The 24,156-nt window shown below is 74.0% G+C and carries 22 protein-coding genes, 1 tRNA gene and 1 pseudogene; 15 read left to right on the forward strand and 9 right to left on the reverse strand.

Annotated features, from left to right (window positions below; genetic code table 11):
- Positions 1 to 217 (reverse strand): annotated as a pseudogene (locus ABZW03_RS01595) (hypothetical protein); the annotation flags it as partial.
- A 424-nt stretch (positions 218 to 641) separates the two neighbouring features.
- On the opposite strand from ABZW03_RS01595, the gene ABZW03_RS01600 reads away from it, so the two are divergent.
- Both ABZW03_RS01600 and ABZW03_RS01605 read left to right on the forward strand, forming a co-directional pair.
- Positions 642 to 1,613 (forward strand): sigma-70 family RNA polymerase sigma factor, encoded by a 972-nt coding sequence (locus ABZW03_RS01600; protein WP_355250471.1) that lies wholly within the window; start codon positions 642 to 644, stop codon positions 1,611 to 1,613.
- A 180-nt stretch (positions 1,614 to 1,793) separates the two neighbouring features.
- A complete protein-coding gene (locus ABZW03_RS01605; protein ID WP_355250596.1) occupies positions 1,794 to 1,973 on the forward strand; it encodes a hypothetical protein in 180 nt (59 codons plus the stop codon).
- A 63-nt stretch (positions 1,974 to 2,036) separates the two neighbouring features.
- On the opposite strand, the gene mscL is transcribed toward ABZW03_RS01605, so the two are convergent.
- From mscL to ABZW03_RS01630, 5 genes are all read right to left on the reverse strand, one after another.
- Positions 2,037 to 2,456, reverse strand: coding sequence for a large conductance mechanosensitive channel protein MscL (gene mscL, locus ABZW03_RS01610; protein ID WP_355250474.1), 420 nt, complete (start codon positions 2,454 to 2,456; stop codon positions 2,037 to 2,039).
- A 30-nt stretch (positions 2,457 to 2,486) separates the two neighbouring features.
- A complete protein-coding gene (locus tag ABZW03_RS01615) occupies positions 2,487 to 2,771 on the reverse strand; it encodes a hypothetical protein (protein WP_355250477.1) in 285 nt (94 codons plus the stop codon).
- A gap of 293 nt (positions 2,772 to 3,064) precedes the next feature.
- Positions 3,065 to 3,373 (reverse strand): FmdB family zinc ribbon protein, encoded by a 309-nt coding sequence (locus ABZW03_RS01620; protein WP_355250480.1) that lies wholly within the window; start codon positions 3,371 to 3,373, stop codon positions 3,065 to 3,067.
- A gap of 214 nt (positions 3,374 to 3,587) precedes the next feature.
- Entirely contained in the window at positions 3,588 to 4,934 is a 1,347-nt protein-coding gene (locus ABZW03_RS01625) for an MFS transporter (protein ID WP_355250483.1), read from the reverse strand.
- A gap of 354 nt (positions 4,935 to 5,288) precedes the next feature.
- Positions 5,289 to 6,773, reverse strand: a complete 1,485-nt coding sequence (locus tag ABZW03_RS01630) for a potassium/proton antiporter (RefSeq protein ID WP_355250486.1) — start codon at positions 6,771 to 6,773, stop codon at positions 5,289 to 5,291.
- A 239-nt stretch (positions 6,774 to 7,012) separates the two neighbouring features.
- On the opposite strand from ABZW03_RS01630, the gene ABZW03_RS01635 reads away from it, so the two are divergent.
- Positions 7,013 to 9,733: a penicillin acylase family protein gene (locus ABZW03_RS01635; RefSeq protein ID WP_355250489.1), complete on the forward strand. Its 2,721-nt coding sequence runs from the start codon at positions 7,013 to 7,015 to the stop codon at positions 9,731 to 9,733.
- Between the two features lie 82 nt (positions 9,734 to 9,815).
- Here ABZW03_RS01635 and ABZW03_RS01640 read toward each other — a convergent pair whose 3' ends face one another.
- Positions 9,816 to 10,406: a 5-formyltetrahydrofolate cyclo-ligase gene (locus ABZW03_RS01640; RefSeq protein ID WP_355250492.1), complete on the reverse strand. Its 591-nt coding sequence runs from the start codon at positions 10,404 to 10,406 to the stop codon at positions 9,816 to 9,818.
- A 63-nt stretch (positions 10,407 to 10,469) separates the two neighbouring features.
- On the opposite strand from ABZW03_RS01640, the gene ABZW03_RS01645 reads away from it, so the two are divergent.
- The 10 genes from ABZW03_RS01645 to ABZW03_RS01690 all read left to right on the forward strand — a co-directional run bounded on the left by ABZW03_RS01645 (position 10,470) and on the right by ABZW03_RS01690 (position 20,172).
- The gene (locus tag ABZW03_RS01645) at positions 10,470 to 11,390 is read left to right on the forward strand and encodes a GGDEF domain-containing protein (protein WP_355250494.1); all 921 of its coding nucleotides are present in this window, start codon (positions 10,470 to 10,472) and stop codon (positions 11,388 to 11,390) included.
- Positions 11,391 to 11,441: 51 nt separating this feature from the next.
- Positions 11,442 to 12,362 carry a UTP--glucose-1-phosphate uridylyltransferase GalU gene (gene galU, locus ABZW03_RS01650; RefSeq protein WP_355250497.1) on the forward strand — a complete coding sequence of 307 codons (921 nt, stop codon included), beginning with the start codon at positions 11,442 to 11,444 and terminating at the stop codon, positions 12,360 to 12,362.
- A gap of 34 nt (positions 12,363 to 12,396) precedes the next feature.
- Positions 12,397 to 13,734 (forward strand): gephyrin-like molybdotransferase Glp, encoded by a 1,338-nt coding sequence (glp, locus tag ABZW03_RS01655; protein ID WP_355250500.1) that lies wholly within the window; start codon positions 12,397 to 12,399, stop codon positions 13,732 to 13,734.
- 169 nt (positions 13,735 to 13,903) lie between these two features.
- Positions 13,904 to 14,344: a cyclic pyranopterin monophosphate synthase MoaC gene (gene moaC, locus ABZW03_RS01660; protein ID WP_355250599.1), complete on the forward strand. Its 441-nt coding sequence runs from the start codon at positions 13,904 to 13,906 to the stop codon at positions 14,342 to 14,344.
- Positions 14,341 to 14,874, forward strand: a complete 534-nt coding sequence (locus tag ABZW03_RS01665) for a MogA/MoaB family molybdenum cofactor biosynthesis protein (protein ID WP_355250503.1) — start codon at positions 14,341 to 14,343, stop codon at positions 14,872 to 14,874. Before moaC ends, ABZW03_RS01665 begins: the two co-directional genes overlap by 4 nt.
- Positions 14,871 to 15,497: a GNAT family protein gene (locus tag ABZW03_RS01670; RefSeq protein WP_355250602.1), complete on the forward strand. Its 627-nt coding sequence runs from the start codon at positions 14,871 to 14,873 to the stop codon at positions 15,495 to 15,497. The genes ABZW03_RS01665 and ABZW03_RS01670 overlap by 4 nt, the downstream gene beginning before the upstream one ends.
- 150 nt (positions 15,498 to 15,647) lie before the next feature.
- Positions 15,648 to 16,700 (forward strand): gephyrin-like molybdotransferase receptor GlpR, encoded by a 1,053-nt coding sequence (glpR, locus tag ABZW03_RS01675; protein ID WP_355250507.1) that lies wholly within the window; start codon positions 15,648 to 15,650, stop codon positions 16,698 to 16,700.
- 172 nt (positions 16,701 to 16,872) lie between these two features.
- Positions 16,873 to 16,946: transfer RNA gene (locus ABZW03_RS01680), tRNA-Ala, on the forward strand.
- A gap of 370 nt (positions 16,947 to 17,316) precedes the next feature.
- Complete coding sequence (locus tag ABZW03_RS01685; RefSeq protein WP_355250509.1) at positions 17,317 to 18,510, forward strand: glycosyltransferase 87 family protein; 1,194 nt, start codon at positions 17,317 to 17,319, stop codon at positions 18,508 to 18,510.
- A 42-nt stretch (positions 18,511 to 18,552) separates the two neighbouring features.
- Positions 18,553 to 20,172, forward strand: coding sequence for a DUF2079 domain-containing protein (locus tag ABZW03_RS01690; protein WP_355250512.1), 1,620 nt, complete (start codon positions 18,553 to 18,555; stop codon positions 20,170 to 20,172).
- Between the two features lie 67 nt (positions 20,173 to 20,239).
- Here ABZW03_RS01690 and ABZW03_RS01695 read toward each other — a convergent pair whose 3' ends face one another.
- Together ABZW03_RS01695 and ABZW03_RS01700 are read right to left on the reverse strand one after the other, a co-directional pair.
- Complete coding sequence (locus tag ABZW03_RS01695) at positions 20,240 to 21,121, reverse strand: peptidase (RefSeq protein WP_355250515.1); 882 nt, start codon at positions 21,119 to 21,121, stop codon at positions 20,240 to 20,242.
- A 2-nt stretch (positions 21,122 to 21,123) separates the two neighbouring features.
- The gene (locus tag ABZW03_RS01700; RefSeq protein ID WP_355250518.1) at positions 21,124 to 22,452 is read right to left on the reverse strand and encodes a VWA domain-containing protein; all 1,329 of its coding nucleotides are present in this window, start codon (positions 22,450 to 22,452) and stop codon (positions 21,124 to 21,126) included.
- A gap of 168 nt (positions 22,453 to 22,620) precedes the next feature.
- Between ABZW03_RS01700 and ABZW03_RS01705 the strand changes: the two genes are divergently transcribed.
- Positions 22,621 to 23,472 carry an ATP-binding cassette domain-containing protein gene (locus tag ABZW03_RS01705; protein ID WP_355250521.1) on the forward strand — a complete coding sequence of 284 codons (852 nt, stop codon included), beginning with the start codon at positions 22,621 to 22,623 and terminating at the stop codon, positions 23,470 to 23,472.
- Positions 23,469 to 24,155: an ABC transporter gene (locus tag ABZW03_RS01710; protein ID WP_355250524.1), complete on the forward strand. Its 687-nt coding sequence runs from the start codon at positions 23,469 to 23,471 to the stop codon at positions 24,153 to 24,155. Before ABZW03_RS01705 ends, ABZW03_RS01710 begins: the two co-directional genes overlap by 4 nt.
- Position 24,156 lies beyond the last annotated feature (1 nt).

The following is a 24,156-nucleotide window of genomic DNA, read 5'->3' on the forward strand; positions in this document are numbered from 1 at the left end:
GCGTCTGCACCGCGGCGGTCCAGATCCGGTGCTCCCGGGCGTAGATGTGCAGTTCGCCGATCCACTCCTGGTCGAAGCGGGTCAGCGGGCGCCACTGGCCGGTGACCAGGGCCGCCAGGAGGCCGAACAGCGCGGCACAGCCCAGCGCGAGCGCGGCGTCCCGAAGGAGACTGCGGTTACGCGCAGTGAGGCGGGTCGTGCTGTTGGTCAGGTGCATGGCTGACACCTTCCCAGTGTCCCGCGCCGAGCAAGAGCCGGAGTGATAGCGATTCGGCATCGTTTGTGGGGAGGACCTGCGTGCGTCGGAGTGTGAGGGCGGGCGGGAAGCGGTGCGCGCGGGGAACGTCGGCGGCCCTCCGCGGGTTCAACGGGTAGGCGACGGCCGGGTGTGGGCCGGGTGAAGGAAACGCTCCCGCGACGGTCACCCGATGGCACGGGAAGTGTCCGATCGGTCACCCAGCGTCCAGAACCGGGGTGAAAACCGGCAGGATACTGCATCGCCGGGAAGAATCTGAGCGACTTGGGAATGTTGTCCGGAATCTGTTCGTTGGATCGTTACGTGTGAGCCCCCAGGGGCCCGCACTTCTTGCCCTCACGAGGCAGGCAGGCAGACCTCGGCAACACCAGCAAAGGGAGCAAGCATGGCCACCCGTGCCGTCGTTCGCGACAGGGCCGACCGGAGTCGCGCGGCCCGCCCGACCAACCTCGAGGCCGACCGCGACCTGGTCGGCATGTACCTCGACGAGATCGCCAGGACACCCCTGCTCGATGCCGCCGAGGAGGTCGAGCTCTCGCTGCGGATCGAGGCCGGCGTGTACGCCCAGCACCTGCTGGAGGAGGGCGGACTCCCCGACGGCGCCACGCGCGAGGAGCTGGAGGCGATAGCCGCCGACGCCGAGCGCGCCAAGGACGTCTTCATCCGCTCCAACCTCCGGCTCGTGGTCGCCGTCGCCCGTCGCTACCCGCGCAGCGGCCTGCCGCTGCTCGACCTCATCCAGGAGGGCAACGCGGGCCTGGTGCGCGCCGTCGAGAAGTTCGACTACGCCAAGGGCTTCAAGTTCTCCACGTACGCGACGTGGTGGATCCGGCAGGCGATCACCCGGTCCATCGCCGACCAGTCCCGCACCATCCGGCTGCCCGTGCACCTGGTGGAGGAGCTGGGGCGGATCCGGCGGGTGCAGCGGGAGAAGTCCAAGGAGCTGGGCCGCGAGGCGGAGCCGGCCGAGATCGCGGCCGAGCTGGACACCACCGAGGCCCGGATCAAGGACGTGCTGGACTGGGCCCGGGACCCGGTCAGCCTCAACATGTCGGTCGACGACGAGGGCGAGACCCAGTTCGGTGACCTCGTCGAGGACACCGGGGCCACGTCCCCCGAGGACGCCGTGATGGTCATGCTCCGCCGCGAGGAACTGGACGACCTGATCGGGCGGTTGGACGACCGCACCGCCTCGATCATCCGCTCCCGCTACGGGATGGAGGACGGCCGCGAGCGCACCCTCACCGAGGTGGGCAAGCAGCACGGCCTCACCCGCGAGCGGATCCGCCAGATCGAGAAGCACGCGCTGGCCGAGCTGAAGAAGATCGCCGACCACGCGGGCTTCGAAGCCGCCTGACGGACCAGCCGGCCCCAGTGGGCCGAGCCCTCACCCGGGCCCTGGCGCGGAGCGCTCCGCACCGGGGCCCGAGGCGTGCCACGGGCTCTTAGGCTGGAGGGGAGGGACGGAACCGACGGAGTGGACAGCGTGAGCGAGCAGGGACAGGACAAGGACCGGCAGCCGGAGCAGGACGAGGCGGTGCGGGAGCCCGGTAAGGCCGCGGCGGCCAAGGCCCGACTGGTCTTCCGGGACCCGTTGGACCAGCAGTCCAGCGACGACACCGACGCGGGCTGGGGCGGCCGCCCCGGGGCGGGGGAGAGCGGTGGGCGGGGGCTGGACTGGTACCTGAGCCAGCGCCCGCCGCACCACGGGGACTGAGGAGCGGGGACGGGGGAACGGGGGGCTGAGGAACGCGGACCGGGGGCGTGCGGCGCCTGCCGGTCAGCGCGTCGGCGCGACCAGCGCGTCGCGGATCTCGGTCAGCAGCTTGACCTCCTTGGCTTCGAGTTCCGCCGCCTTCTCGGCGTCGGTCTTGCGGCGGGCCGCCAGCCTGTTCATGGGCACGATCAGAGCGAAGTAGACGACCGCCGCGGTGATCAGGAACTGGAGCGCGGCGCTGAGCACCCCGCCCCACAGGATGAGGATCCCGGACGTGACCTCACCGGTCGCGCTCACCTCGCAGGGCCCCTTGAGGCAGGAACTGTAGGACGCGAGGTCCTTGGTCCCGAACACGCCGACGATCGGATTGATCACGCCCTTGACGAAGGCGTTGACGATGTTGGTGAAGGCCGCGCCGATGACCACGGCCACGGCGAGTTCGACGACATTTCCGCGCAGCAGGAATTCCTTGAAGCCTTTCATGCCGCCTCGAACGACGAAGTCGCCCCCTGGTCACGGGTGATCTTCCGCGATCCCGGATTGACAACCCGTACGGCCCAGCGCGCCCTCCTGGGGCGGCGGCAGCCCGGCCCGCGCGGGCCCCAGCGCCAGCGCCGCCGCCACCGCGAGCAGCACCAGGACGGGCACCCCGGCCCGCCGCCGCACCGCGCTGCGCCAGCGGTGCCACCCGCCGCAGCCGCGCCGGATCGGCGGGAAGCTCGGCAGCTCCTGCCGGGGCGGTACGGCGGGCGCGGGCAGCGGGAGCGGCAGGGGAAGGGAGAAGCTCGCGGTCGTCATCGACGCACCTCCGGAGTGTCGGCGGTCCGGCCCCTCGCGGACCGGATGCCCACACGATGAGCGGTTCCGGCGAACTCGGAAAGCCCTTTCCCCAGGCCTGTGGACAACCCGCCCCGATGGACGGCTTCGTTCACTCGTCCGGGGCAATTCGACCCGCCCGAGGTGTTGAAACGCCCGGGAGCGGAGCGTGCGGCGGGAGCGCGGAAAGGCCCGCCGCCCCCGCGTGAAGCGGGGCCGACGGGCCTTCCTGAGCTGTGAGCTGTGAGCCGCCCGGCCGGTGCCCGGCGCCGAGGTCAGCTCGCGGCCGGAGCCGGGCTGGCCGAGGCCGAGGAGCCGGAGCTCGACGAGGTCGAGGAGGACGCGGGCGCGGCCGACGACGTCGAGGTGCTCGACGACGACCCGGCGCCCACCGAGCTGCTGGAGGAGGAGCGGCTGTCGGTCCGGTAGAAGCCGGAGCCCTTGAACACGACGCCCACGGCCGAGAAGACCTTGCGGAGCCGTCCCTGGCAGTCGGGGCACGTGGTCAGCGCCTCGTCGGTGAACTTCTGCACCGCCTCCAGGCCGTTGCCGCACTCGGTGCACTGGTACTGGTACGTGGGCACTTGTCTTCCTCCTGGCACTCTCGCCTGATGAGTGCTAACGATGGTCAATGATGCGGTATTCCGCTGGAACAGTCCAGCGACCCCCGGTGTGAGATCGGCCCCGGAGCGCCCGCCGGCCACCGCCCGCCCGGCCTTCGGTCACCGCCCGCCGACCCTTCGGCCGCCGCCCGCCCGGCCTTCGGCCAAGCCCGCCGACCCCTCGGCCGCCGCCCGCTCAGCCCTCGGCGACACCCGCCAGCTGCATCGGCCGCCCGCCCTCCGCGGTCCGCGCACCGGTGTCCACCCCGCCCTTCGGCGCCACCAGCAGGTGCCGCAGCGAGAACAGCGCGACCAGCCCCAGCCCGGCCCCGGCGACCGGCACCAGGAACCCGGCCGACGGCCCGTGCCCGTCGATCAGCCGGCCCGCCGCCATCGACCCGACGGCCAGCCCCAGCCCGATGGCGCCGGTCAGCCAGGTGAAGGCCTCCGTCTTGGCCCCGTCCGCGACCAGCGTCTCGACCAGCGTGTAGCCGCTGATCAGGGTCGGCGCGATGGCCAGCCCGCAGACCAGCCCGGCGACGGTCAGCGCGACCAGGTTGGGCATCGCCCACAGCACCGAGCAGCCCAGCACCAGCAGCGCGTAGCTGATCAGCATCCGCTGCTGCACCGGCCGCCGCCAGGCGATGACGCCGTACAGCACACCGGCCAGCATCGAGCCGCCGGCGAAGATCCCGTACACGGTGCCGCCGGCGTCGTGCTGCCCGACCGAGTCGGCGAAGGCGTTCACCGAGACCTGCATGCCGCCGAACACCGCGCCGACCCCGAGGAAGGTCCCGGCCAGCAGCCGGACACCGGGGGAGGCGAGCGCCGAGACCCGCTTGGTGCCGGGCTGCGGCACGATCCGGGCCGGGGCGGTGCCGCGCTGGGCGGCGAAGGCCAGACCGCCGACTAGGGTCAGCGCGGCCTCGGCGACCAGGGCGGTGGCCGGGTTGGCGAGGGCGGCGATGCCGGAGGCCAGGATCGGGCCGATCACGAAGGTGAACTCGTCCGTCACGGACTCGAAGGCGAAGGCGGTGCTCACCCGGGCCGCGGAGGCGTCGGAGGCGCCGTCCGCGGTGAACCTGGCCACCCAGCGGGCCCGGACCATCGCGCCGACCTGCGGCACGCTCGCCCCGGCCGGGACGGCGGCCAGGAACAGGCTCCAGGCGGGCGCGTGGCCGAGCGCGAGCGCGATCAGCACGCCGACCGAGGCCGCGTGCACCAGGACGGTCGGGACGAGCACCGAGGCCTGGCCGTAGCGGTCGGCGAGCCGCCCGGTCTGCGGCCCGACCAGGGCCTGGGCGACGGCGGCGACCGCGGTGACCGTACCGGCGGTGCCGTACGAGCCGTGGGTCTGGGTGACGAGCAGCAGGATGCCCATGCTGAGCATCGCGTACGGCAGCCGCGCGACGAGGGCGGGGGACAGGAACGTCCAGGCCCCGGGCGTGCGCAGCAGCTCGCCGTACCCGACGCGGGCGGGGGCCGGGGCTGCGGGGGTGGCCGCGTGGTCCGCGGCGGTGTCGACCGTTCGGCGCGCCGTCACGGTCGGTCCTTCCTGCTGCCTGGTAGCGCGGCAGGGCATGGTGGAGCCCCGACGGCGCCGAGAGTCGTCCTCTCGCGCGTCGACCGGGGTAGATACCGGGTCGGTCCGGCGTGGTGGCCGGGGGCCGGACCGCGGCCGCCGAGCGGTCGCGCCAACTCTGCGTCAGGCAGATGCTGGGGGTGGTCTAGCGGTGGTCATTCGACGTGGTCGAACCAGCATACAGTTACGCGCGTAGACGACGCCAGCCCTCCAGGCCCGACAAGCCCGCCGGCCCCTCTGGACCCACCGGCCCCACCACGGGCCCGCCGAACCCGCCGGCCCCGCCCGGAACTCGCCAGGCCCCCGGCCCCGCCCTCACCGCCCGTTCAGCCACCCCGCGAGCTTGCCGCCCTTGTCCACGGCCCGCAGCCGCCGCTCCGCCGCCTCGCCCACCTCGTCGGTGGTCACGACCAGCAGCTCGTCCCCGCCGCGCAGCACCGTCGCCTTGTCCGGCACGAAGGAGTTCCCCTCGCGCACCACCAGGGTGACCGCCGCCCCCTTGGGCAGCCGCAGCTCGCTGATCTCCACCCCCGACATCTTCGAGGAGGGCGAGAGTGCGACGGACAGCAGGTGCCCGTGCAGCTTCTCCAGCGGGGCGGACTCGATGCCCAGGTCCTGGCCCAGGTCGCCCTCGTCGATCCGCAGCCGCCTGGCCACCCACGGCAGGGTCGGCCCCTGGAGCAGGGTGAAGACGACGACCAGGATGAAGACGATGTTGAAGACGTCCTCGGCCCGGTGCGCGCCCGTCACCACCGGGATGGTGGCCAGCACGATGGGCACCGCCCCGCGCAGCCCGGCCCAGCTCAGCAGCGCCTGCTCGCGGGCGGGGACCTTGAAGGGGGTCAGCGAGACCAGCACGGACAGCGGCCGGGCCAGGAACACCAGCACCCCGCCGACCACCAGCGCGGGCACCACCGCGTCGCCCATGGTCTCGGGCGTGACGAGCAGCCCGAGCAGCACGAACATGCCGATCTGCCCGATCCAGGCCAGCCCGTCGGCGAAGCCCCGGACGGCCGGGCCGTGCGGCAGCTTGGAGTTCCCGAGGATCACCGCGCTGATGTAGACGGCGAGGAAGCCGGAGCCGTGCAGCAGCGCGCCGCCGGCGTACGCGAGCACGGTGAGCGCCATCACGGCGATCGGGTAGAGGCCCGAGGAGGGCAGTGCGACGTGCTTGAGCCCGTAGGCGCCTATCTTCCCGACCGCCAGGCCCACCGCGGCGCCGATCGCCAGCTCGGCGACGATCGTGCCGATCAGGACGTACCAGGAGTCCAGTTCCCCGGTGGTGGCGAAGGCGACGACCAGGATGACCACGGGCGCGTCGTTGAAGCCGGACTCGGCCTCCAGCAGGCCGGTGAGCCGGTGCGGCAGCGGGACCATCCGCAGCACCGAGAAGACGGCGGCCGCGTCGGTCGAGGAGACGATGGCGCCCAGCAGCAGCGAGGTCCGCCAGTCGAGGCCGACCAGCCAGTGCGCGCCGGCCGCGGTGGCGAACACGCTGACGCCGACGCCGACGGTGGCGAGCACGGTCGCGGCCGGCATCGCCGGCTTGATCTCCCGCCAGCTGGTCTTGAGGCCGCCCTCGGCGAGGATCACCACGAGCGCCGCGTACCCGAGCACCTGGGTGAGCTCGGCGTTGTTGAACGTGATGCCGATCCCGTTCTGGCCCAGCGCCACGCCGATCCCCAGGTAGATCAGCAGGCTGGGCAGCCCTGATCGGGTGGAGAGCCGTACGGCGCCCACCGCGAACAGCAGGATCACGGAGGACTCGAGCAGGAGCTGGTTCAGGTGGGAGACGTTCACGCAGGGGCACCTCGGGCAGGCAGGGGCGGACGGGGTGTCTGGTGGTGCTGTGGGGCGACCCGTTAAGAAGTCGTCAATGCTCCTCTTGCGGATCGTTACGCAGTCTAACATTTTGCCATATCTTTAGCTTGGTCCCCCGTTCACGGTGCCCGGCCGACTCGGCCTAATGTGGTGCCCTGTCACGGCCGCAGGCCCTGGACACGCCCGCCCGCCCCGAAGTCAGGACCGCAAGGACCCAGATGCCCCGCTCGAAGAAGTTCCGGCGCGCCCGTCTGATCGTGATCGTGCTGGTCGTGCTGCTGGTGGCCGGTACCGGCTACGGCGGCTACCGCGGGGTCTCCGCGGTCCGCGCCTCCTTCCCGGAGGTCGACGGCAGTGTCAAGGTGGCGGGCCTGAGCGCGCCCGTCGACGTCAAGCGGGACGCCAACGGCATCCCGCAGCTGTACGCCGACACCAGCGAGGACCTGTTCCGCGCCCAGGGCTACGTCCAGGCGCAGGACCGTTTCTGGGAGATGGACGTCCGCCGGCACATCACCGCGGGCCGGCTCTCCGAGATGTTCGGCGACGGCCAGGTCGACACCGACGCCTTCATCCGCACCATGGGCTGGCGGCAGGTGGCGCAGAAGGAGTTCGACACCAAGCTGTCGCCGGAGACCAAGAAGTACCTCCAGGCCTACTCGGACGGCGTGAACGCCTGGCTCGCCGAGCACCCCGGCGGCGCGAAGGCCTCGCTGGAGTACGGCCTGCTCGGCGCCGTCAACAGCGGCTACCAGCCCGAGCAGTGGTCCCCGGTCGACTCGGTGGCCTGGCTCAAGGCGATGGCCTGGAACCTCTCCGGGAACCTCCAGGAGGAGATCGACCGCTCGCTGCTGGCCCAGGACTTCGGCCCGGACAAGATCGCCGAGCTGTACCCGGACTACCCGTACGCCCGCAACGGCACCATCGTGAAGACCGGCACCGTGGCGGGCGACAACTACCGCCCCGCCGACGGCTCCCCGCAGTCCGGCGCGGCCCCCGGCACCGCCACCGCGCAGGGCGCGGCCACCACGAAGGCGATGCTGCAGGGCCTGACCGACCGGATCGACTCGATGCCGCAGCTGCTCGGCCGCCCCGGCCAGGGCATCGGTTCCAACTCCTGGGTGGTCGCCGGCTCGCACACCACCACCGGCAAGCCGCTGCTGGCCAACGACCCGCACCTCGGCCCCGGCCTGCCCTCGGTCTGGTACCAGATGGGCCTGCACTGCCGGACCAACTCCCCGGCCTGCCAGTTCGACGTCTCCGGCTTCACCTTCGCGGGCATGCCCGGCGTGGTCATCGGCCACAACAAGGACATCGCCTGGGGCTTCACCAACCTCGGCGCCGACGTCACCGACCTCTTCCTGGAGAAGGTCACCGGCCCGGACACGTACCAGGTGGACGGCAAGGACGTGAAGTTCGAGCTCCGCAAGGAGACCATCAAGGTCGCCGGCGGGGAGGACCGCACCATCACCGTCCGCACCACCCAGACCGGCGCCCCGCTGATCTCCGACCAGAGCAGCGAGCAGCAGAACGTCGGCAAGTACGCCCCCAACGGCCAGTCCGCCCCCGACCGCGGCACCGGCGGCTACGGCGTCGCCCTGCAGTGGACGGCGCTCAGCCCCGGCAAGACCATGGACGCCGTCTTCGAGCTGGACAAGGCCAGGAACTGGGACGAGTTCCGGGCCGCCGCCAAGGACTTCACCGTCCCCGCGCAGAACCTGGTCTACGCCGACGCCAAGAACATCGGCTACCAGGCCCCGGGCGCCATCCCGGTCCGCGGCAAGGGCGAGGGCACCGTCCCCTCGCCGGGCTGGGACTCCGCGTACCAGTGGAAGGCGGACCCGGTCCCCTTCACCGCGCTGCCCTGGAGCCTCAACCCCTCGGCCGGCTACATCGTCACCGCCAACCAGGCCGTGGTGGACCCGAGCTACAAGTACAACCTGACCAAGGACTGGGAGTACGGCACCCGCGCCAAGGAGATCACCGACCAGATCGAGGGCCTGCTCAAGAACAACGGCAAGATCTCGCCGGACGACATGCAGACCCTCCAGCTGGACAACACCAGCGTGATGGCCAAGACGCTGGTCCCGCTGCTGCTCAAGCAGCCGATCAGCGACCCGTACGTGCGCGAGGCCCAGGACCTGCTGAAGGACTGGAACTTCCACCAGGACGCCGACTCGGCCGCCGCCGCCTACTACAACGGCGTCTGGCGCCAGCTGCTGATCCTGGCCTTCGGGCAGAAGTTCCCGGCCGACCTGCGGGCCAAGGACAACTGCCTGCTGGTCCGCCAGCAGGACGACCCCACCAAGCCGGACAGCTCCACCAAGATCGTCACCGAGTGCGGCACCCGCGAGCCGGGCAAGGCCCAGCCGGACGGCGGCGACCGCTGGACCGAGGTGGTGCGCCAGCAGCTGGAGAAGCCCGACAGCTCGTGGTGGACGTACATCGACGACCAGCACAAGGAGCAGAAGGGCCTGGACAACCTGCTCCAGGAGGCGATGAAGAACGCCCGCCAGGAGCTGACCTCGCTGCTCAGCAAGGACGTCTCCACCTGGAGCTGGGGCCGCCTGCACAAGCTGGAGCTGCGCGAGCAGACCCTCGGCACCGACGACTCCTCGATCGCCTCCGGCGTGGTGCACAAGCTGCTCAACCGCGGCCCGTACCGGCTCTCCGGCGGCTCGGCGGCGGTCGACGCGGCCGGCTGGAACGCGGCGGCCGGCTACCGGGTGGACTGGATCCCGTCGATGCGCATGGTGGTCGACCTGAACGACCTCGACTCCTCGCGCTGGGTCAACGTCGGCGGCGCCTCCGGCCACGCCTTCCACGACAACTACAACGACCAGACCGACCTCTGGCTCAAGGGCAAGCTGCTGCCCTGGGCCTACTCGCCGGACGCGGTCGAGAAGGCCACCAAGCACAAGCTGGTGCTCACCACCGGCTGACGCCCGTACGGCCCGGCCACCGGCGGCCCCGTTCCCCCGAGGGAGCGGGGCCGCCGCGCGTTCCCCACCGTTCCCGCCCGGCTCAGCCGAGCCTGCGCACCCCCGAGGGCAGGACCGCCAGGTCCACCGGCCGGTCGTGCGACTCGGCCGGCACCCGCTCCAGCAGCTCGTGCTCGTACAGCAGCACCGCCAGCACCGGCCGCACGCCCGCCCGCGCCAGCCGGGCCAGCACCCGGTCGTAGCTGCCGCCGCCCCGGCCCAGCCTCAGCCCGGAGCGGTCCACCGCCAGCCCCGGCAGCAGCACCAGGTCGGCCCCCGTCACCGCTTCAGGGCCGAGCCGCGGGCCGGCCGGCTCCAGCAGCCCCCGCCCGGCCGGGGTCAGCGCGTCCGGCCCCCGGTACTCGGCCCAGTCCAGGTCGTTGTCGGCCAGCAGCACCGGCAGCAGCACCCGCACCCCGCGCGCCCGCAGCGCGTCCAGCAGCGGCCGCGTCCCGGGCTCGGCACCCACCGAGACGTACGCGGCCACCGTGGCGCCCGCGGCGGCCAGCTCCCCGGCGTGCCCGGCCAGCGCGTCGGCCGCCGCCGCCCGCTCCTCGATGGCCAGTTCGCGCCGTTCGGTCAGCAGCCGTGTCCTCAGGCGCTTCTTCTCGTTGGGCAACCGATCCTCGTTCATCCGATCCTCCTGGCCTGCGCACCGTCGACGCGCAGAGCCTGACACGCGAAGGGGCGCCCCCCATTGACCACCCCGCTGCTGGTCCAGGCCCTGGCCGCACTGAGCGTCCCCGCACTGGCCGGTGCCGCCGTCCTCGGACTGCGCGGACGACGGGAGCGGACCGGGGCCGCCGCCGGGGCGCAGCGGCTGCGCGGCCGGATCGCCGAACTGGAGGAGCGCTGTGCCGAACTGGAGCGCACCGCCTCCTGCGACCCGCTCACCGGCGTGTGGAACTACCGCCACCTCCAGCTCACCCTGGACCGGGAGATCGAACGGGCCCGCCGCGCCGAGCACACCGAACAGGCCGACGGGCCGCGCCCGCTCGCCGTGCTGATGCTGGCCATCAGCGGCTTCGACGCGGTCGTCGCCGAGCACGGCCGGGCCCGGGCGGGCGCGGTGCTGCGCGACCTCGCCCAGCGGCTCGCGATGGAGATCCGCCGGGCCGACACCCTCGGCCGGTACGGCGGCGAGGAGTTCCTGGTGGTGCTGCCGGACACCGGTGCCGAGGGCGCCGCGCAGGTCGCCGAGCGGCTGGTCTGGTCGGTCCGCCGGCACCTGCTGCTGGACTGGTCCTCCGGCCCGCGCGAGGCCCGCCCCGCCGCCGGCAACGGCCTGACCGCCGCCGCCGGGATCGCCGTGCTGCCCGAGGACGGCACCCACGCGGCCGTCCTGCTGCGCGCCGCCGACGCGGCGCTCGTCGCGGCCCGGGCGGTCGGCGGCGACTGCTGGCGGCTCTCCGCGCAGCCGGCCGGGCAGACCGATCGCTCCCGCACCGACCGTCCGGAACCGGCCACGGGCACGCCCGATCACGGAACGGACGCCGAGCGTGACGGTTCGGGAAAGACCGGTAGTCTGTCGGCCTGTGTCGGCAGGGACCCCCTCGCCCAGCCGGTCGCGACCCATACGCCAGCCACCGTGGCCGGGCCCCGCGACGTGCTGTCCTAGCCGTCCGCCTGTGCTCTGCCGGGCGAAAACGTGCCTGAGTAAGGTAAACGCATGACGACGACCAACTCCCGAGTTCCGGTAACCAAGGCCGTGGTACCCGCGGCCGGACTGGGCACCCGCTTCCTCCCGGCGACCAAGGCCACCCCGAAGGAGATGCTCCCGGTCGTCGACAAGCCGGCGATCCAGTACGTCGTCGAGGAGGCCTCCGCCGCAGGCCTGTCCGACATACTGATGGTCACCGGCCGCAACAAGCGCGCCCTGGAGGACCACTTCGACCGCGCCTACGAGCTGGAGGAGCTGCTGGTCCGCAAGGGCGACGAGCAGCGCCTGGCCCGGGTCCGCGAGTCCGTCGAGCTGGCCAACATGCACTACGTCCGCCAGGGCGACCCGAAGGGCCTCGGCCACGCCGTCTCGGTCGCCGAGCAGCACGTGGCCGGCCAGCCGTTCGCCGTCCTGCTCGGCGACGACCTGATCGACCCGCGCGACCCGCTGCTCGCCCGGATGATCGAGGTGCAGCAGCAGCTCGGCGGCTCGGTCGTCGCGCTGATGGAGGTCGACCCCGCGCAGATCCACCTCTACGGCTGCGCCGCCGTCAAGGCGAACGGCTTCGGCGAGGACGTCTTCCAGGTGACCGACCTGGTCGAGAAGCCCGAGCCCGGCGAGGCCCCGTCGAACTACGCCGTGATCGGCCGCTACGTCCTGGACCCGCTGGTCTTCGACGTGCTGCGGGAGACCCCGCCCGGCCGCGGCGGCGAGATCCAGCTCACCGACGCCCTGCGCGAGCTGACCAACCGTGAGGCCGCGGACGGCGGCCAGGTGCACGGCGTGCTCTTCAAGGGCCGCCGCTACGACACCGGCGACCGCGCCGACTACCTGCGCGCTATCGTCCGTCTGGCCGCCGAGCGCGAGGACCTGGGCCCGGAGTTCCGTTCCTGGCTGCGGGAGTTCGTCGGCTCCGAGATGCAGGCCTGACGCAGGGCCGACCACGACAGAGAGCGAGTCGCCGATGACCGGGTCCACCGAGCACAGCACCACGCCCAGCGCCTGCTGCGACGCCGGAGCGGACCCGGCCCCGGCGGCCCCCCGCCTCTGGACGGTGGACGAGCACCTCGCCGACGTGCTGGCCGCGGTCGGCCCGCTGCCCGCGATCGAGCTCCAACTGCTCGACGCCCAGGGCTGCCGGCTCGACGAGGACGTGGTCGCCGACGGCGACCTGCCGCCCTTCGACAACAGCTCGATGGACGGCTACGCGGTCCGCACCGCCGACACCGAGGGCGCCACCGACACCTACCCGTCGGTGCTCGCGGTGGTCGGCGACATCGCCGCCGGCGCCGGCGAGCTGCCCAGGGTCGGCCCCGGCCAGGCCGCCCGGATCATGACTGGCGCCCCGCTGCCGCCCGGCGCCCGGGCCGTCGCCCCGGTCGAGTGGACCGACGGCGGCACCGGCACCGGGGTGGCCGCCGCCGCGATGACCGCGCCGGTCCCGGACGAGGAGGTCCGGGTCCTGCGCCCGGTCGCCGAGGGCGCGCACATCCGCCGCCGCGGCAGCGACGTCGCGGCCGGCGACCGGGTGCTGGAGGCCGGCACCCGGCTCGGCCCCGCCCAGCTCGGCCTGCTCGCCGCGATCGGCCGCCCCGCGGTGAAGGTCCGCCCGCGGCCCCGGGTCGTGGTGCTGTCCACCGGCAGCGAGCTGGTCCAGCCCGGCGAGCCGGTCGGCCCCGGGCAGATCGCCGACTCCAACAGCTTCGCCCTCACCGCGGCCGCCCAGGACGCCGGCGCCATCGCCTACCGGGTCGGCGCCGTCCCGGACGACGCCGACCGGCTGCGCGCCGTCCTGGAGGACCAGCTCGGCCGGGCCGACCTGATCGTCACCAGCGGCGGGGTCAGCGTGGGCGCGTACGACGTGGTCAAGGAGGTCTTCGAGTCCTACGGCGGCGTCGACTTCCGCAAGCTGCGGATGCAGCCCGGCAAGCCGCAGGGCTTCGGCCGGATCGGCGGCGCGGCCGGGGTGCCGCTGCTCGCGCTGCCCGGCAACCCGGTGAGCGCGTACATCTCCTTCGAGCTGTTCGTCCGCCCGGTCATCCGCACCATGCTCGGCGCCGCCGACGTGCACCGCCCGGTCGTCCGCGCGCTCTGCCCGGTGGCGCTGCGCTCCCCGGCCGGGCGCCGGCAGTTCCTGCGCGGCCGCTACTCCTGGGCCGACAACACGGTCGAGCCGGTGGGCGGCGCCGGGTCGCACCTGGTGGCCGCGCTGGCCCGGGCGAACTGTCTGATCACCGTCCCCGAGGACACCGTCGAACTGCCCGCCGGCAGCGCGGTGGACGTGGTGCTGCTGGACTCCTGAGCGGCCGCCCCGCCCCGGGCACCGGGCCGCGAGCGCCCGGAGGCGAGCGGGCGGGTCGCCGGGCGGTACGGTAGCGCGGTATTCGACCTGCGCGCCCCTGGAGTTACCCGTGACGACACCTCCCCCCGGCGACCGCCTCACCCACGTCGACGACCAGGGCGCGGCCCGGATGGTCGACGTCTCCGAGAAGGCCACCACCGCGCGCACCGCCGTCGCGGCCGGCCGGGTGCGGGTCTCCCCGCGGGTGGTCGAGCTGCTGCGCGGCGAGGGCGTGCCCAAGGGCGACGCCCTCGCGGTGGCCCGGATCGCCGGGATCATGGGCGCCAAGCGGACCCCGGACCTGATCCCGCTCTGCCACCCGATCGCCGTCTCCGGCGTCAAGGTCGACCTGGCCGTCGCGGACGACGCGGTCGAGATCACCGCCACCGTGAGGACCGCCGACCGCACCGGCGTCGAGATGGAGGCGCTGACCGCCGTCGCGGTGGCCGGGCTGACCGTCGTCGACATGGTCAAGGCGGTGGACAAGGGTGCCACGATCGAGTCGGTCCGGGTGCTGAGCAAGACCGGCGGCAAGAGCGGCGACTGGTTCGCCCCGGGGGTGGACGCGTGACCGGGTCCGCGGGGCGGGCGCTGGCCGTCACCGTCTCCAACCGGGCCTCGGCCGGGGTCTACGAGGACCGGGGCGGCCCGCTGCTGGTGGCCGGCCTGACCGCGATGGGCTTCGCCGCCGACGGCCCCCGGGTCGTCCCGGACGGCGAGCCGGTGGAGGCCGTGCTGCGCGAGGCCGTCGCGGCCGGCTACGACGTGGTGCTGACCACCGGCGGCACCGGCATCTCGCCGATGGACCTCACCCCCGAGATGACCGCCCGGGTGATCGACCGCCAGGTCCCCGGCATCGCCGAGGCCATCCGCGCGTACGGCCGGGAGAAGGTGCCCACCTCGGCGCTCTCCCGCGGGCTCGCCGGGCTCGCCGGACGTACCCTGATCGTCAACCTGCCGGGGTCGACCGGCGGCGTCAAGGACGGCCTGGCCGTCCTGGAGCCGCTGCTCGCCCACGCCGTCGACCAGCTCGGCGGCGGGGACCACCCCCGGACCGACGCCCCGGCCCCCGGGGCTCCAGCATCCAGGAGAGGGCACTGAACGCCGGCTGGCCGGTAGAACTCCACGAGGGGGAGGTCGTGCTGCGCCCGATCCGGGCCCGCGACCAGCGCGAGTGGCAGGAGGTGAGCCGCCGCAACCGGGACTGGCTGCGCCGCTGGGAGGCCACCGTGCCGCCCGGCCCGGCCGGCCGGGTGGCCGGGCCCCGGCCGACGTACCGGCAGATGGTCCGGTTCCTGCGCGGCGAGGCCTCGGCCGGCCGGATGCTGCCCTTCGTCGTGCTCTACAAGGGCCGGTTGGTCGGCCAGTTGACCGTCGGCGGGATCACCTGGGGATCGATGTGCTCGGCGAACATCGGCTACTGGGTGGACGAGGCGGTGGCCGGCCGGGGCATCATCCCGACCGCCGTGGCGCTGTCGGTGAACCACTGCTTCCGCACGCTCGGACTGCACCGGATCGAGGTCTGCATCCGCCCGGAGAACGGCCCGAGCCGGCGCGTGGTGGAAAAGCTCGGCTTCCGCTCGGAGGGAATCCGCCCGCGCTATCTCCACATCGACGGCGACTGGCGCGACCACCTCGTCTACGCGCTGACCGACGAGGAGGTCCCGGAGGGGATGCTGGAGCGCTGGCGGGCGCTCAGTTCCGGGCACCGGCCGATTAATTGAATACTTGTTCGAAACAAATATCGATATGGCATCGGAGGGGCACCGGACCCCCACAAATAGCGGCAAAATAGTCGGAGAATCAGCTTGATCACACGACACGCCGTGCCAAATTGCTGCCAGGCCTTCCCCGGCGCCCGTACGGTGTGAATCGTGAGCAGTAGCGGCCTTATCTACGCCGTCATCGTAGGGGCCTGGGCCGCCTATCTGGTGCCGATGTGGCTCCGCAGGCAGGACGAACTCAACGAGGCGCGCCCGACGGAGCGCTTCAGCACCGCCATCCGCCTGCTGGCCGGGCGTTCGGCGCTGGAGCGGCGGGCGGCCCGGGCCCTGGGCGACGAACCGCGTGACGGCGAGCAGAGCGACGACGGTCCTCCCGAACGGGACGGGGCCGCCTCCGGCGACCCCGCGCGGGAGCCCGAACCCCCGGCACAGCGCCCGGCCGAGCCCCCGGCCGCTGCCGAGCCCCCGGCCGCTGCCGAGCCCCCGGCCGCCGAGCGGCCGGCCCCCGAGTCGAGGGCCGGTACCGAGCGCCGGGCGCAGCTGCTGGCCCGGCGGCGCCGGATGGTCTCCGTCCTGTTCCTCTCCTTCGCGCTCGGCGCGGTGGTCGCCGCGGTGGCCGGACTGGCGTTCCTCTGGGTCCCGGCGGTCCCGGCGGTCCTCCTCACCCTGTACATCGGCCATCTGCGCAAGCTGGAGCGCCAGCGGTACGAGGTGAAGCTCGACCGGGTCCGGGCCGCCCAGGCGGCCGAGCGGCTGCGCAAGTGCGAGCAGCAGCGGACCGCGGCCGCGGAGCCCGGTGCGGCCCCGGCGGAGGCCCCCGCCGCCGCGGAGCGGGCCCCGGCCGAGCCCGCCGGGGAGCGGGCCGTACGGCGTCCGCACCTGCGGTTGGCAGCCGACCCGGAGCAGGCCACCGTCTCGGTGCCCTCCGCCTCGGCGGTGGCCGAGGCGACCGAGCACGAGGAGTGGGTCGACGGCATGCGCGAGCGCGGTGCGGCCGGCCCGGACTCCTGGGAGCCGGTGCCCGTCCCGCTGCCGACCTACGTGACCGCCCCGGTCGCCCCCCGGGTGTCCCGCGGCCTCGACCTGTCGGCCCCCGGCACCTGGACCGCCGGCCGCCCCGCGGAGTCCCGCAAGACCCCGCTCTTCGACCAGTACGCCGATCCGCAGGCGCCCGAGACGCGCCCGCGCGCGGCCAACGAGTGACGGTGGCCCCGCCCGCACCCCTCGCCGCCTCCGCGCCCCGACGCCGCCCCGCCCGCACCCGCGGACGGGGCGGCGTCCGTCTCGGGGCGAGCCCCTGGTCACCCCGGCCGGCACCGTGATCCGGGGGGTGGTCACGGACCACCTCCGAAAGGTGCTAGAGTTTCTTCTCGTTGGGGCTGTGGCGCAGTCCGGTAGCGCACCTCGTTCGCATCGAGGGGGTCAGGGGTTCGAATCCCCTCAGCTCCACCCAACGGACCGGCTCAGGCCGGTCGACGAAATCCCGCCGGGAGGCAACTCCCGGCGGGATTTCGCGTTTTGGGGTCGGGGGCCGGCGGCGGGTGGGGCGCGGGGTGGCTCCGGGTCGGTTGTGGGGGAGATCACATCACCCCTCCGGGCCCGATTCTGACGCGGTTTGGGGCTCAGGGGGGTCGGTTATGGTGGGTGGGCCCAGACGCTGACGAGGGAACGATCTGGTCTATCTCGACGGGGTGCCATCGCGGTGCGCGAGTTCGGTCTGAAACGGTGGGTGCGGCGGTCGGGCCCGGAGGAATCCGGCGGCGCAGCGGAAACCGGAAGGCCGAATTCCTGGACCCTCCCGGCCGCTTGCGCGGCGGCGGTGTCACTGGCGGTGTTCGCCTGGTTCCGGCACGCCCACGGGGCCACCATGGTCGACATGCTGGTCTACCGGGCCGAGGGCCAGGCCGTCGTCAACGGCGAGGACCTGTACGCGATGCGGCTGCCCGGCTGGGACCTGCCGGCCACCTACCCGCCGTTCGCGGCGATGCTCTTCGTGCCGAGCACCTGGTTCGACGTGAGCACCCTGCGCGTCCTGGTGATGCTCCTCAACTACGCGCTGCTCGCCGCCGCCGTGCACCTGTCGCTCAAGCTGGCCGGCTGGCCCCGGCAGCACCGCGCCGCCGTGGTGGTCCTGGCGACCGGCCTCGGCGTCTGGCTGGAGCCGGTCTTCACGACCTTCCAGTACGGCCAGGTCAACCTCGGCATCCTCTGCCTGGTCCTGTGGGACCTGACCCGCCCGGACCGCCACCGGCTCAAGGGCGTGGGCATCGGCCTGGCCACCGCCATCAAGATCACCCCCGGCCTGTTCGCCGTGTACCTGTTCCTGACCGGCCGGGTCCGGGCCGCCCTGGTCTCGGCCGGTACCTTCCTGGCGGCGGGCCTGATCGGCTGGGCGGTGCTGCCGGACGCCTCGTACGGGTTCTGGACCACCTACCTCTGGGACCCGAGCCGGGTCGGGGTGACCGTCCTGGTGGACAACCAGTCGCTGCGCGGCGCCGTCTGCCGGCTGCTCGACGTCAACGACCCGGGCCTGGTCGGCCTCGTCGCCTCGGCGCTGGTCGGGGCGCTCGGGCTCGGGACGGCCGTGCTGGCCGGGCGCTCGACGCGGGTGCTGCGCCGGGCCGACGCCTGGGGCGCGGTCTGCGCCGCCCTCACCGCGCTGCTGGTCTCGCCGATCAGCTGGACCCACCACTGGGTCTGGTGCGTCCCGCTGCTCGCCCTGCTGGCGGTGGAGGCCAGGACCACGGCCCGGCGGGTGCTGTTCGGCCTGACCCTGGTGGTGTTCCTCTCCCACGTCATGTGGCTGGTGCCGCACCGGTGGGGCCGCGGGGTCGCCTGGTACTGGCAGCTGCCCGGCGCGATCTACCCGCCGATCGCGATCGCCGTCCTGGTCGTCCTCGGCGTGCGGGTCCTGCGCGCCCGGCGGCAGGCCGTGGAGACCACCGGCGGCGGTGCCCGGGCCCTGCTGGCCGCCCGGCTGGACCGCGACCCCGAGCTGACGAACCGGGCCTGACGGCCGGACCCACCGACCCAGACCGGACGGACCAGACCTGACGTGACCACCCAGACCGCACCCCCGCCGCCGGCCGCCGCCGGGCCCGCCGCCCGTCGGCTGGCCGCGGCCGTCCTGCTCGGCCCGGCCCGGCACACCGCGCTGCTCACCGCCCTCTGCTTCGCGGTGACCTGCGCCATCGGCCTGCAGGGCTGGACGTCGGTGTCGCTCGGCGGCTTCGACCTCGGCATCTTCGACCAGGGCGTGCGCGGCTACGCCCACTTCGGGCTGCCCGTCTCGACGCTGAAGAGCTACCACCACGAGTTCCCGCCCGGCTTCTCGCTGCTGGGCGACCACTTCTCGCCGGTACTGGCGCTGCTCGCGCCGCTGTACTGGATCTGGGACGACCCGCGCTCGCTGATCATCGGGCAGTCGTTGCTGTTCGCGGCCGGGGTGCCGCTGATCCGGCGGATCGCCGGGCACGCCTTCGCCGGCGCCGAGCCGCGCACCGCCCGCCGGGCCGCCGACCTGGCCGGCCTGGTGTACGCGCTCGGCTGGCCGCTGCTGGTCGCCGCCCGGGTGGGCTTCCACGAGGTCGCCTTCGCGGTGCCGCTGACCCTGCTGATGCTGGAGCGCGGCCTGGCCCGCCGGTACGGCACGGTGGTGCCGGCGGCCGTGCTGCTGTGCTGCACCAAGGAGGACCTCGGCCTGATGGTCGCGGCGTACGGCCTGGTGCTGCTGCTGCGCACCCGCCGCACCGGCGACCGGGCGGGCCGTTTCACCGGCCTGGGACTGCTGCTGGGCGGGCCGGTCGCCTCGGTGGCGGCCATCACCTGGCTGATCCCGGCGATGGGCGGGCAGCCGGGCTACTACTGGAACTACGGCTCGCTCGGCACGGACGGCGGCGACGCGCTGCGCAGCCTGCTGCACGACCCGTTCCTGCTGGTGCAGGCCGCCTTCGACCAGCCGCTCAAGCCGCTGCTGCTGCTCTGGCTGTTCGGCACCACGCTGCTGCTGCCGCTGCGCTCGGCCACCGTGCTGTGCGCGCTGCCGCTGCTGGCCGAGCGGATCCTCTCCAGCAACCCCAACCACTGGTCGATCGCCCGGCACTACGACTCGCTGCTGTGGCCGGTCCTGCTCACCGCCGCGATCGAGGTGCTGGGCCGGCTGAGCGCCGCCGGGCGCCCGGAGCGGAGCCTGTGGCGGGCCCGCCGGCTGGGCCTGGGCGCGGCCGGCATCGCGCTGGTGGCCGCGCTGCCGATCGGGCTGCTGCCGCTGGCCGTACCGTCCTCCTGGGCGCCCAAGCCGAGCGAGGCGGCACTGGTGCGGGCGGCCGCGCTGATCCCGGACGGGGCGTCCGTCGAGGCGGACAACCAGATCGCGCCGCGGCTGACCGCCCGGGCGGACGTGGTGCTGGTGGACGGCACGCCGCGCGGGCGCGAGTACGTGCTCACCCGGGGCGACAAGCGGTCCTTCCCGTTCAAGACGGACAAGGAGCAGGCCGAGCGGATCCAGCTGCTGCTGGCGCACGGCTACCGGCAGCTGTGGGCCGAGGACGGGGTCGTGCTGCTGCACCGGGAGGGCGACCAGCCGGTCCCGGGCGAGCACGTGCCGGGGCCGGACAGCGAGCCGGTCCAGGACGAGGTCCCGTCCGACGTGGGGCACAACCTGTTCCGCGGCTGAGCGGCCTTCGGCGGGGACGCCGGAGGGCCGGCCCGGAACGGTGTCCGGGCCGGCCCTCCGGGGTGCCTCAGGGGCGGTTCGAGCCGGCGTAGCTGCCGTTCTGCGGGGAGCCCTGGGGAGGGACGGCGCCGTAGCGGCCGGGCCGGTGGCCGCGCGGGTGCCGGGTCAGCTTGTAGCCGACGACGCCGGCCAGCGCGGCCAGGAAGCCGCCGCCGATCGTCCAGTACCAGCGGCTGTTCCAGCCGGAGAACCAGCCGGTGTACCAGTGGTCCTCCGGCTCCACCGGGGCGGCCGCCTTGGCGGTGCTCGCGCCGCCGCCGGCCGGCGGGACCAGCGGGGCCTTCAGCTCGCCGCCCTCCGGCTGGGCGTTGTCGGCGTCGCCCCTGGCGGCGACGTGCAGCCGCACCGCGGAGGCCAGGCCGAGGTCCGGCTGCGGGACGTCGTTGACCGACAGCCGCACGTAGTAGGTGCCGGGCAGCGGGTCGCCGGACCACGGCTCGGCCCAGGTGCGGACCTCGCGCAGGGTGCAGTTCAGCGCCAGGGTGGCGGCGCTCTGCTCGGCGGTGGCGTTCTGGGTGCCGGCGGTGCAGGACTGGCGGCGGCGCAGCCCGTCGAAGACCTCGACGGACCAGGTCTGCGGGCCGTGCCGGTCGGCCGCCGGGGCCAGGTCGACGGTCAGGTCGACCGTCGGGGTCTGGCCCTCGGAGGCGCCGAACGCCCAGTACAGGTAGTCGCCGGTGGAGACGGCGACCTTGGCGTCCTGGCCGGGGGAGAGGTTGACCGCGGTCAGGAAGGAGGTGCCGGCCTTGGTGGCCGGGGCCGGGGTGCCGCTCGCGCTGGCCGAGGGGGACGGCGAGGCGGCCGAGGCGGCCGGGGCGCCCAGGGCGCTCAGCGCGAGGGCGGGCAGCAGGGCGAGGGCGGCGAGGGTGCCGCGAAGCGTCGTACGCATGGTCAGTTCTCCCGCCAGACGGCGATCCGCCAACGCGCGATCCAGCCGAGGAGCAGCCCGAAGACCAGGCCGGCCAGGGTGAGGGTGAGCAGCAGGATCCAGCCGCGGCCGAGGCCCATCGCGGCGCCCTCCGGAGCGGGGGACGCGGAGGCCAGGTCGACGGTCAGCTCCAGCGGCAGGCCCGGGTCGGCCAGCACGCCGGTCTGCGGGGCCAGCGAGTTGCTGACGACCAGGCAGACGGTGGTCTCCGGCTTCTCCTTGGAGCCCTTCGTGGCGGTGGGGCTCGCGGTGACGTAGCCCTTGGAGTCGTCGGTGGACCAGCGCAGGCCGGTGGAGACCACGTCGGTGCGGCCGCTGCCGGCGTCGGTGCCGCGGACCAGCTCCTGGCCGGTCGCGCTGGTGGCCTGGAGCAGCACCCCGTAGTCCCGGGCCACCGGGCGGTCGAGGGCGACGCTGACCGAGGCGCGCAGCTCCTGGCCGGACTTGACCGGGACCTTGTAGACGCGGTGCTCGGAGAACTTCTCGCGGTCGGTGTAGACGCCCGGGGCGAGCACCGGGGCGCTCTCGCACCTGTCGGTGCCGGCGGTCTTGACCGGGGCCACCGTGTAGGTGTCGTTGGAGCGGTCGACCAGCTGCTTCACCTTGTCGGTGAGCTGCTCCTGGGTGCGGACGTCGGTGTAGGTGCCGCCGGTCGCGTTGGCGATGCAGAGCAGCTGCTGGCGGGTCTTGTCGTCGTGGGCCAGGCCCAGGGTGTCGACCACCAGGTGGATGCCCTGGGAGGCGAGTTCGCGGGCGACGTCACAGGGGTCGGGCGGGGTGCAGGTGTCCTCGCCGTCGGTGATCAGCACCACGCGGCGGGTGGTCTCGCCCTTGCCGAGGTCCTGGGCGGCGCCGCGCAGAGCCAGGCCGATCGGGGTGAAGCCGGTGGGCCGCAGGGTGGCGACGGCGGTCTTGGCCTCGACCTTGTCGGTCTTTCCGACCGGGTAGAGCTGCTTGGTGTCCAGGCAGCCCTGGGCCTTGTCGTTGCCGGGGTAGTTCGCGCCCAGGGTGCGGATGCCGAACTCGGTCTCCGCGGGCAGCGCGTCGATCACCTCGTTCAGCGACTGCTGGGCCACCGAGATGCGGCTCTTGCCCTGGATGTCCGCCTCGCGCATGGAGCCGCTGACGTCCAGGACGAGGTCGACCCTCGGGGCCTCCTTGGTCGTGGGGGCGGCTCCGGCTGATGGTTCGTCGGCGTGGGCGGGCAGGCCGAGGAGCAGCGAGGCGCCGGTTATCGCCAGGGCCGCCAGCAGGCTGCCGAGCCTGGTCTGTGGTCGTCGTCCGGTATTCACCCGCCCGATCCTAGGGAGCATCAGTTCGCCCTGGCGAAACGAGTCCGGATCGTGCCCCAACCAGCCGCGGCGTGAACTCCGGCGCACGGATGGGGAGTCCGGGCGCTCACGGCGGCCTTACACGTCCTGGATAGCCTTCCGTGCGGGACGGACGGGAGCGGGGGCGCGATGGAGCTGGCGGCGGTCGGCAAGCGGTACGGGCGGCGGGAGCGGTGGGTCCTGCGCGGGGTCGACCTGGCGGCCGGCCCGGGCGAGCTGGTGCGGATCACCGGGCGGAACGGGAGCGGCAAGTCGACGCTGCTGCGGCTGGCCGCCGGGATCGAGCGGCCGAGCGCGGGGCGGGTGGTGCGGCCGGGGCCGGCCGCGTACGTGCCCGAGCGCTTCCCGCCGGCGCTGCCCTTCGACGCCGTCACCTACCTGCTGCGGGTGGGCCGGGTGCACGGGCTGTCGGCGGAGCGGGCGCGGCGGCGGGCGGGGGAGTGGCTGGACCGGTTCGGCGTCGCGGACCGGGCGGGCACGCCGCTGAGCCGGCTGTCCAAGGGCACCTGCCAGAAGGTCGCGGTCGTCCAGGCGCTGCTGCCGCAGGCGAGGGTGCTGCTGCTGGACGAGGCCTGGACCGGGCTGGACCCGCAGGCCCGGGCGGTGCTGGACGAGGCCGCCGCCGAGCGGGCGGCGGCGGGCGGCACGGTGCTGTTCGTCGACCACGACCCGGCCCGGCTGGCCGGGCTGACCAGCGCCGCGTACCTGGTCGGCGGGGACGGCGCGGTGCGGCCGGTCGAGGACGGGGTGCGGGAGCCGGTGCCGGGCGGCCCGGTGATGGAGGTCGAGGTGGACGTCCCGGACGGCTCCCCGCTGCCCGCCGCGCTGCCCGGGTCGCCGGAGGCCACCGCGCTGGACGGGACGGCGGTGCGGCTGGTGGTGCCGGCCGCGCACTCGGACGCGCTGCTGCGCCGGCTGCTGCTGGGCCGCCCGGCCGTCCGGGTGCTGGCGGTGCGGCGGCGCGAGGAGGGGGAGCGGTGAGCGCGCGGCTCGGTGCGCTGACCCGGTACCACCTGGAGCTGCTGCTGCGTTCGCACGCCTGGCTGCCGCCGTTCCTGGCGTACGCGCTGCTGCTGGTGGTCGGGGTGACGGTCGGCGACCCGATGCTGGGGAGCCTCGGCTTCGGCGCGGGGGTGCTGCTGCCGGTGAGCGCCTGGTACGTGCGCGGCGTGCTGGGTGCGGAGCCGCCGGCCTCGCGGGCCTGCCTGGTGGCGGCGGCGGGCCCGGCCCGGGTCCACCTGGCGGCGCTGCTGGCGGCGCTGACGGTGTCGCTGGTGCTGGCGGTCGGCCAGGTGGCGGCGGTCTGGTGGACCAGCGGGCCGGTGGCGAACGCGGGGGCGGGGCAGGACCCGGGGGCCGGCCGGGCGGTGCTCGCCGGGCTGGCGGCCTCCGCGGTCTGCGCGCTGCTGGGAGTGCTGGCGGGGGCGGTGGCGAACCGTCCGGTGCTGGTCCGCCCGCAGTACGGCGTCCCGACGGCGCTGGCCCTGGCCGCGCTGCTGCTGGTGGTGCCGGTCTCGCCGGCCAACGCGGCGGTGCGCGGGCTGGTGGCGGCGGCCCGGACCGGCCGGGTGGCGGTGCCGTGGCCGAGCCTGCTGGCCGCCGTCGTCCTGCTGGCGGCGGTCGGCGCGGGGGTGGCGGCGCTGGCCGGCCGGCGGCCGGAGTGAC

The sequence above is a fragment of the Kitasatospora sp. NPDC004799 genome, from assembly GCF_040609095.1.
GTDB lineage: Bacteria > Actinomycetota > Actinomycetes > Streptomycetales > Streptomycetaceae > Kitasatospora.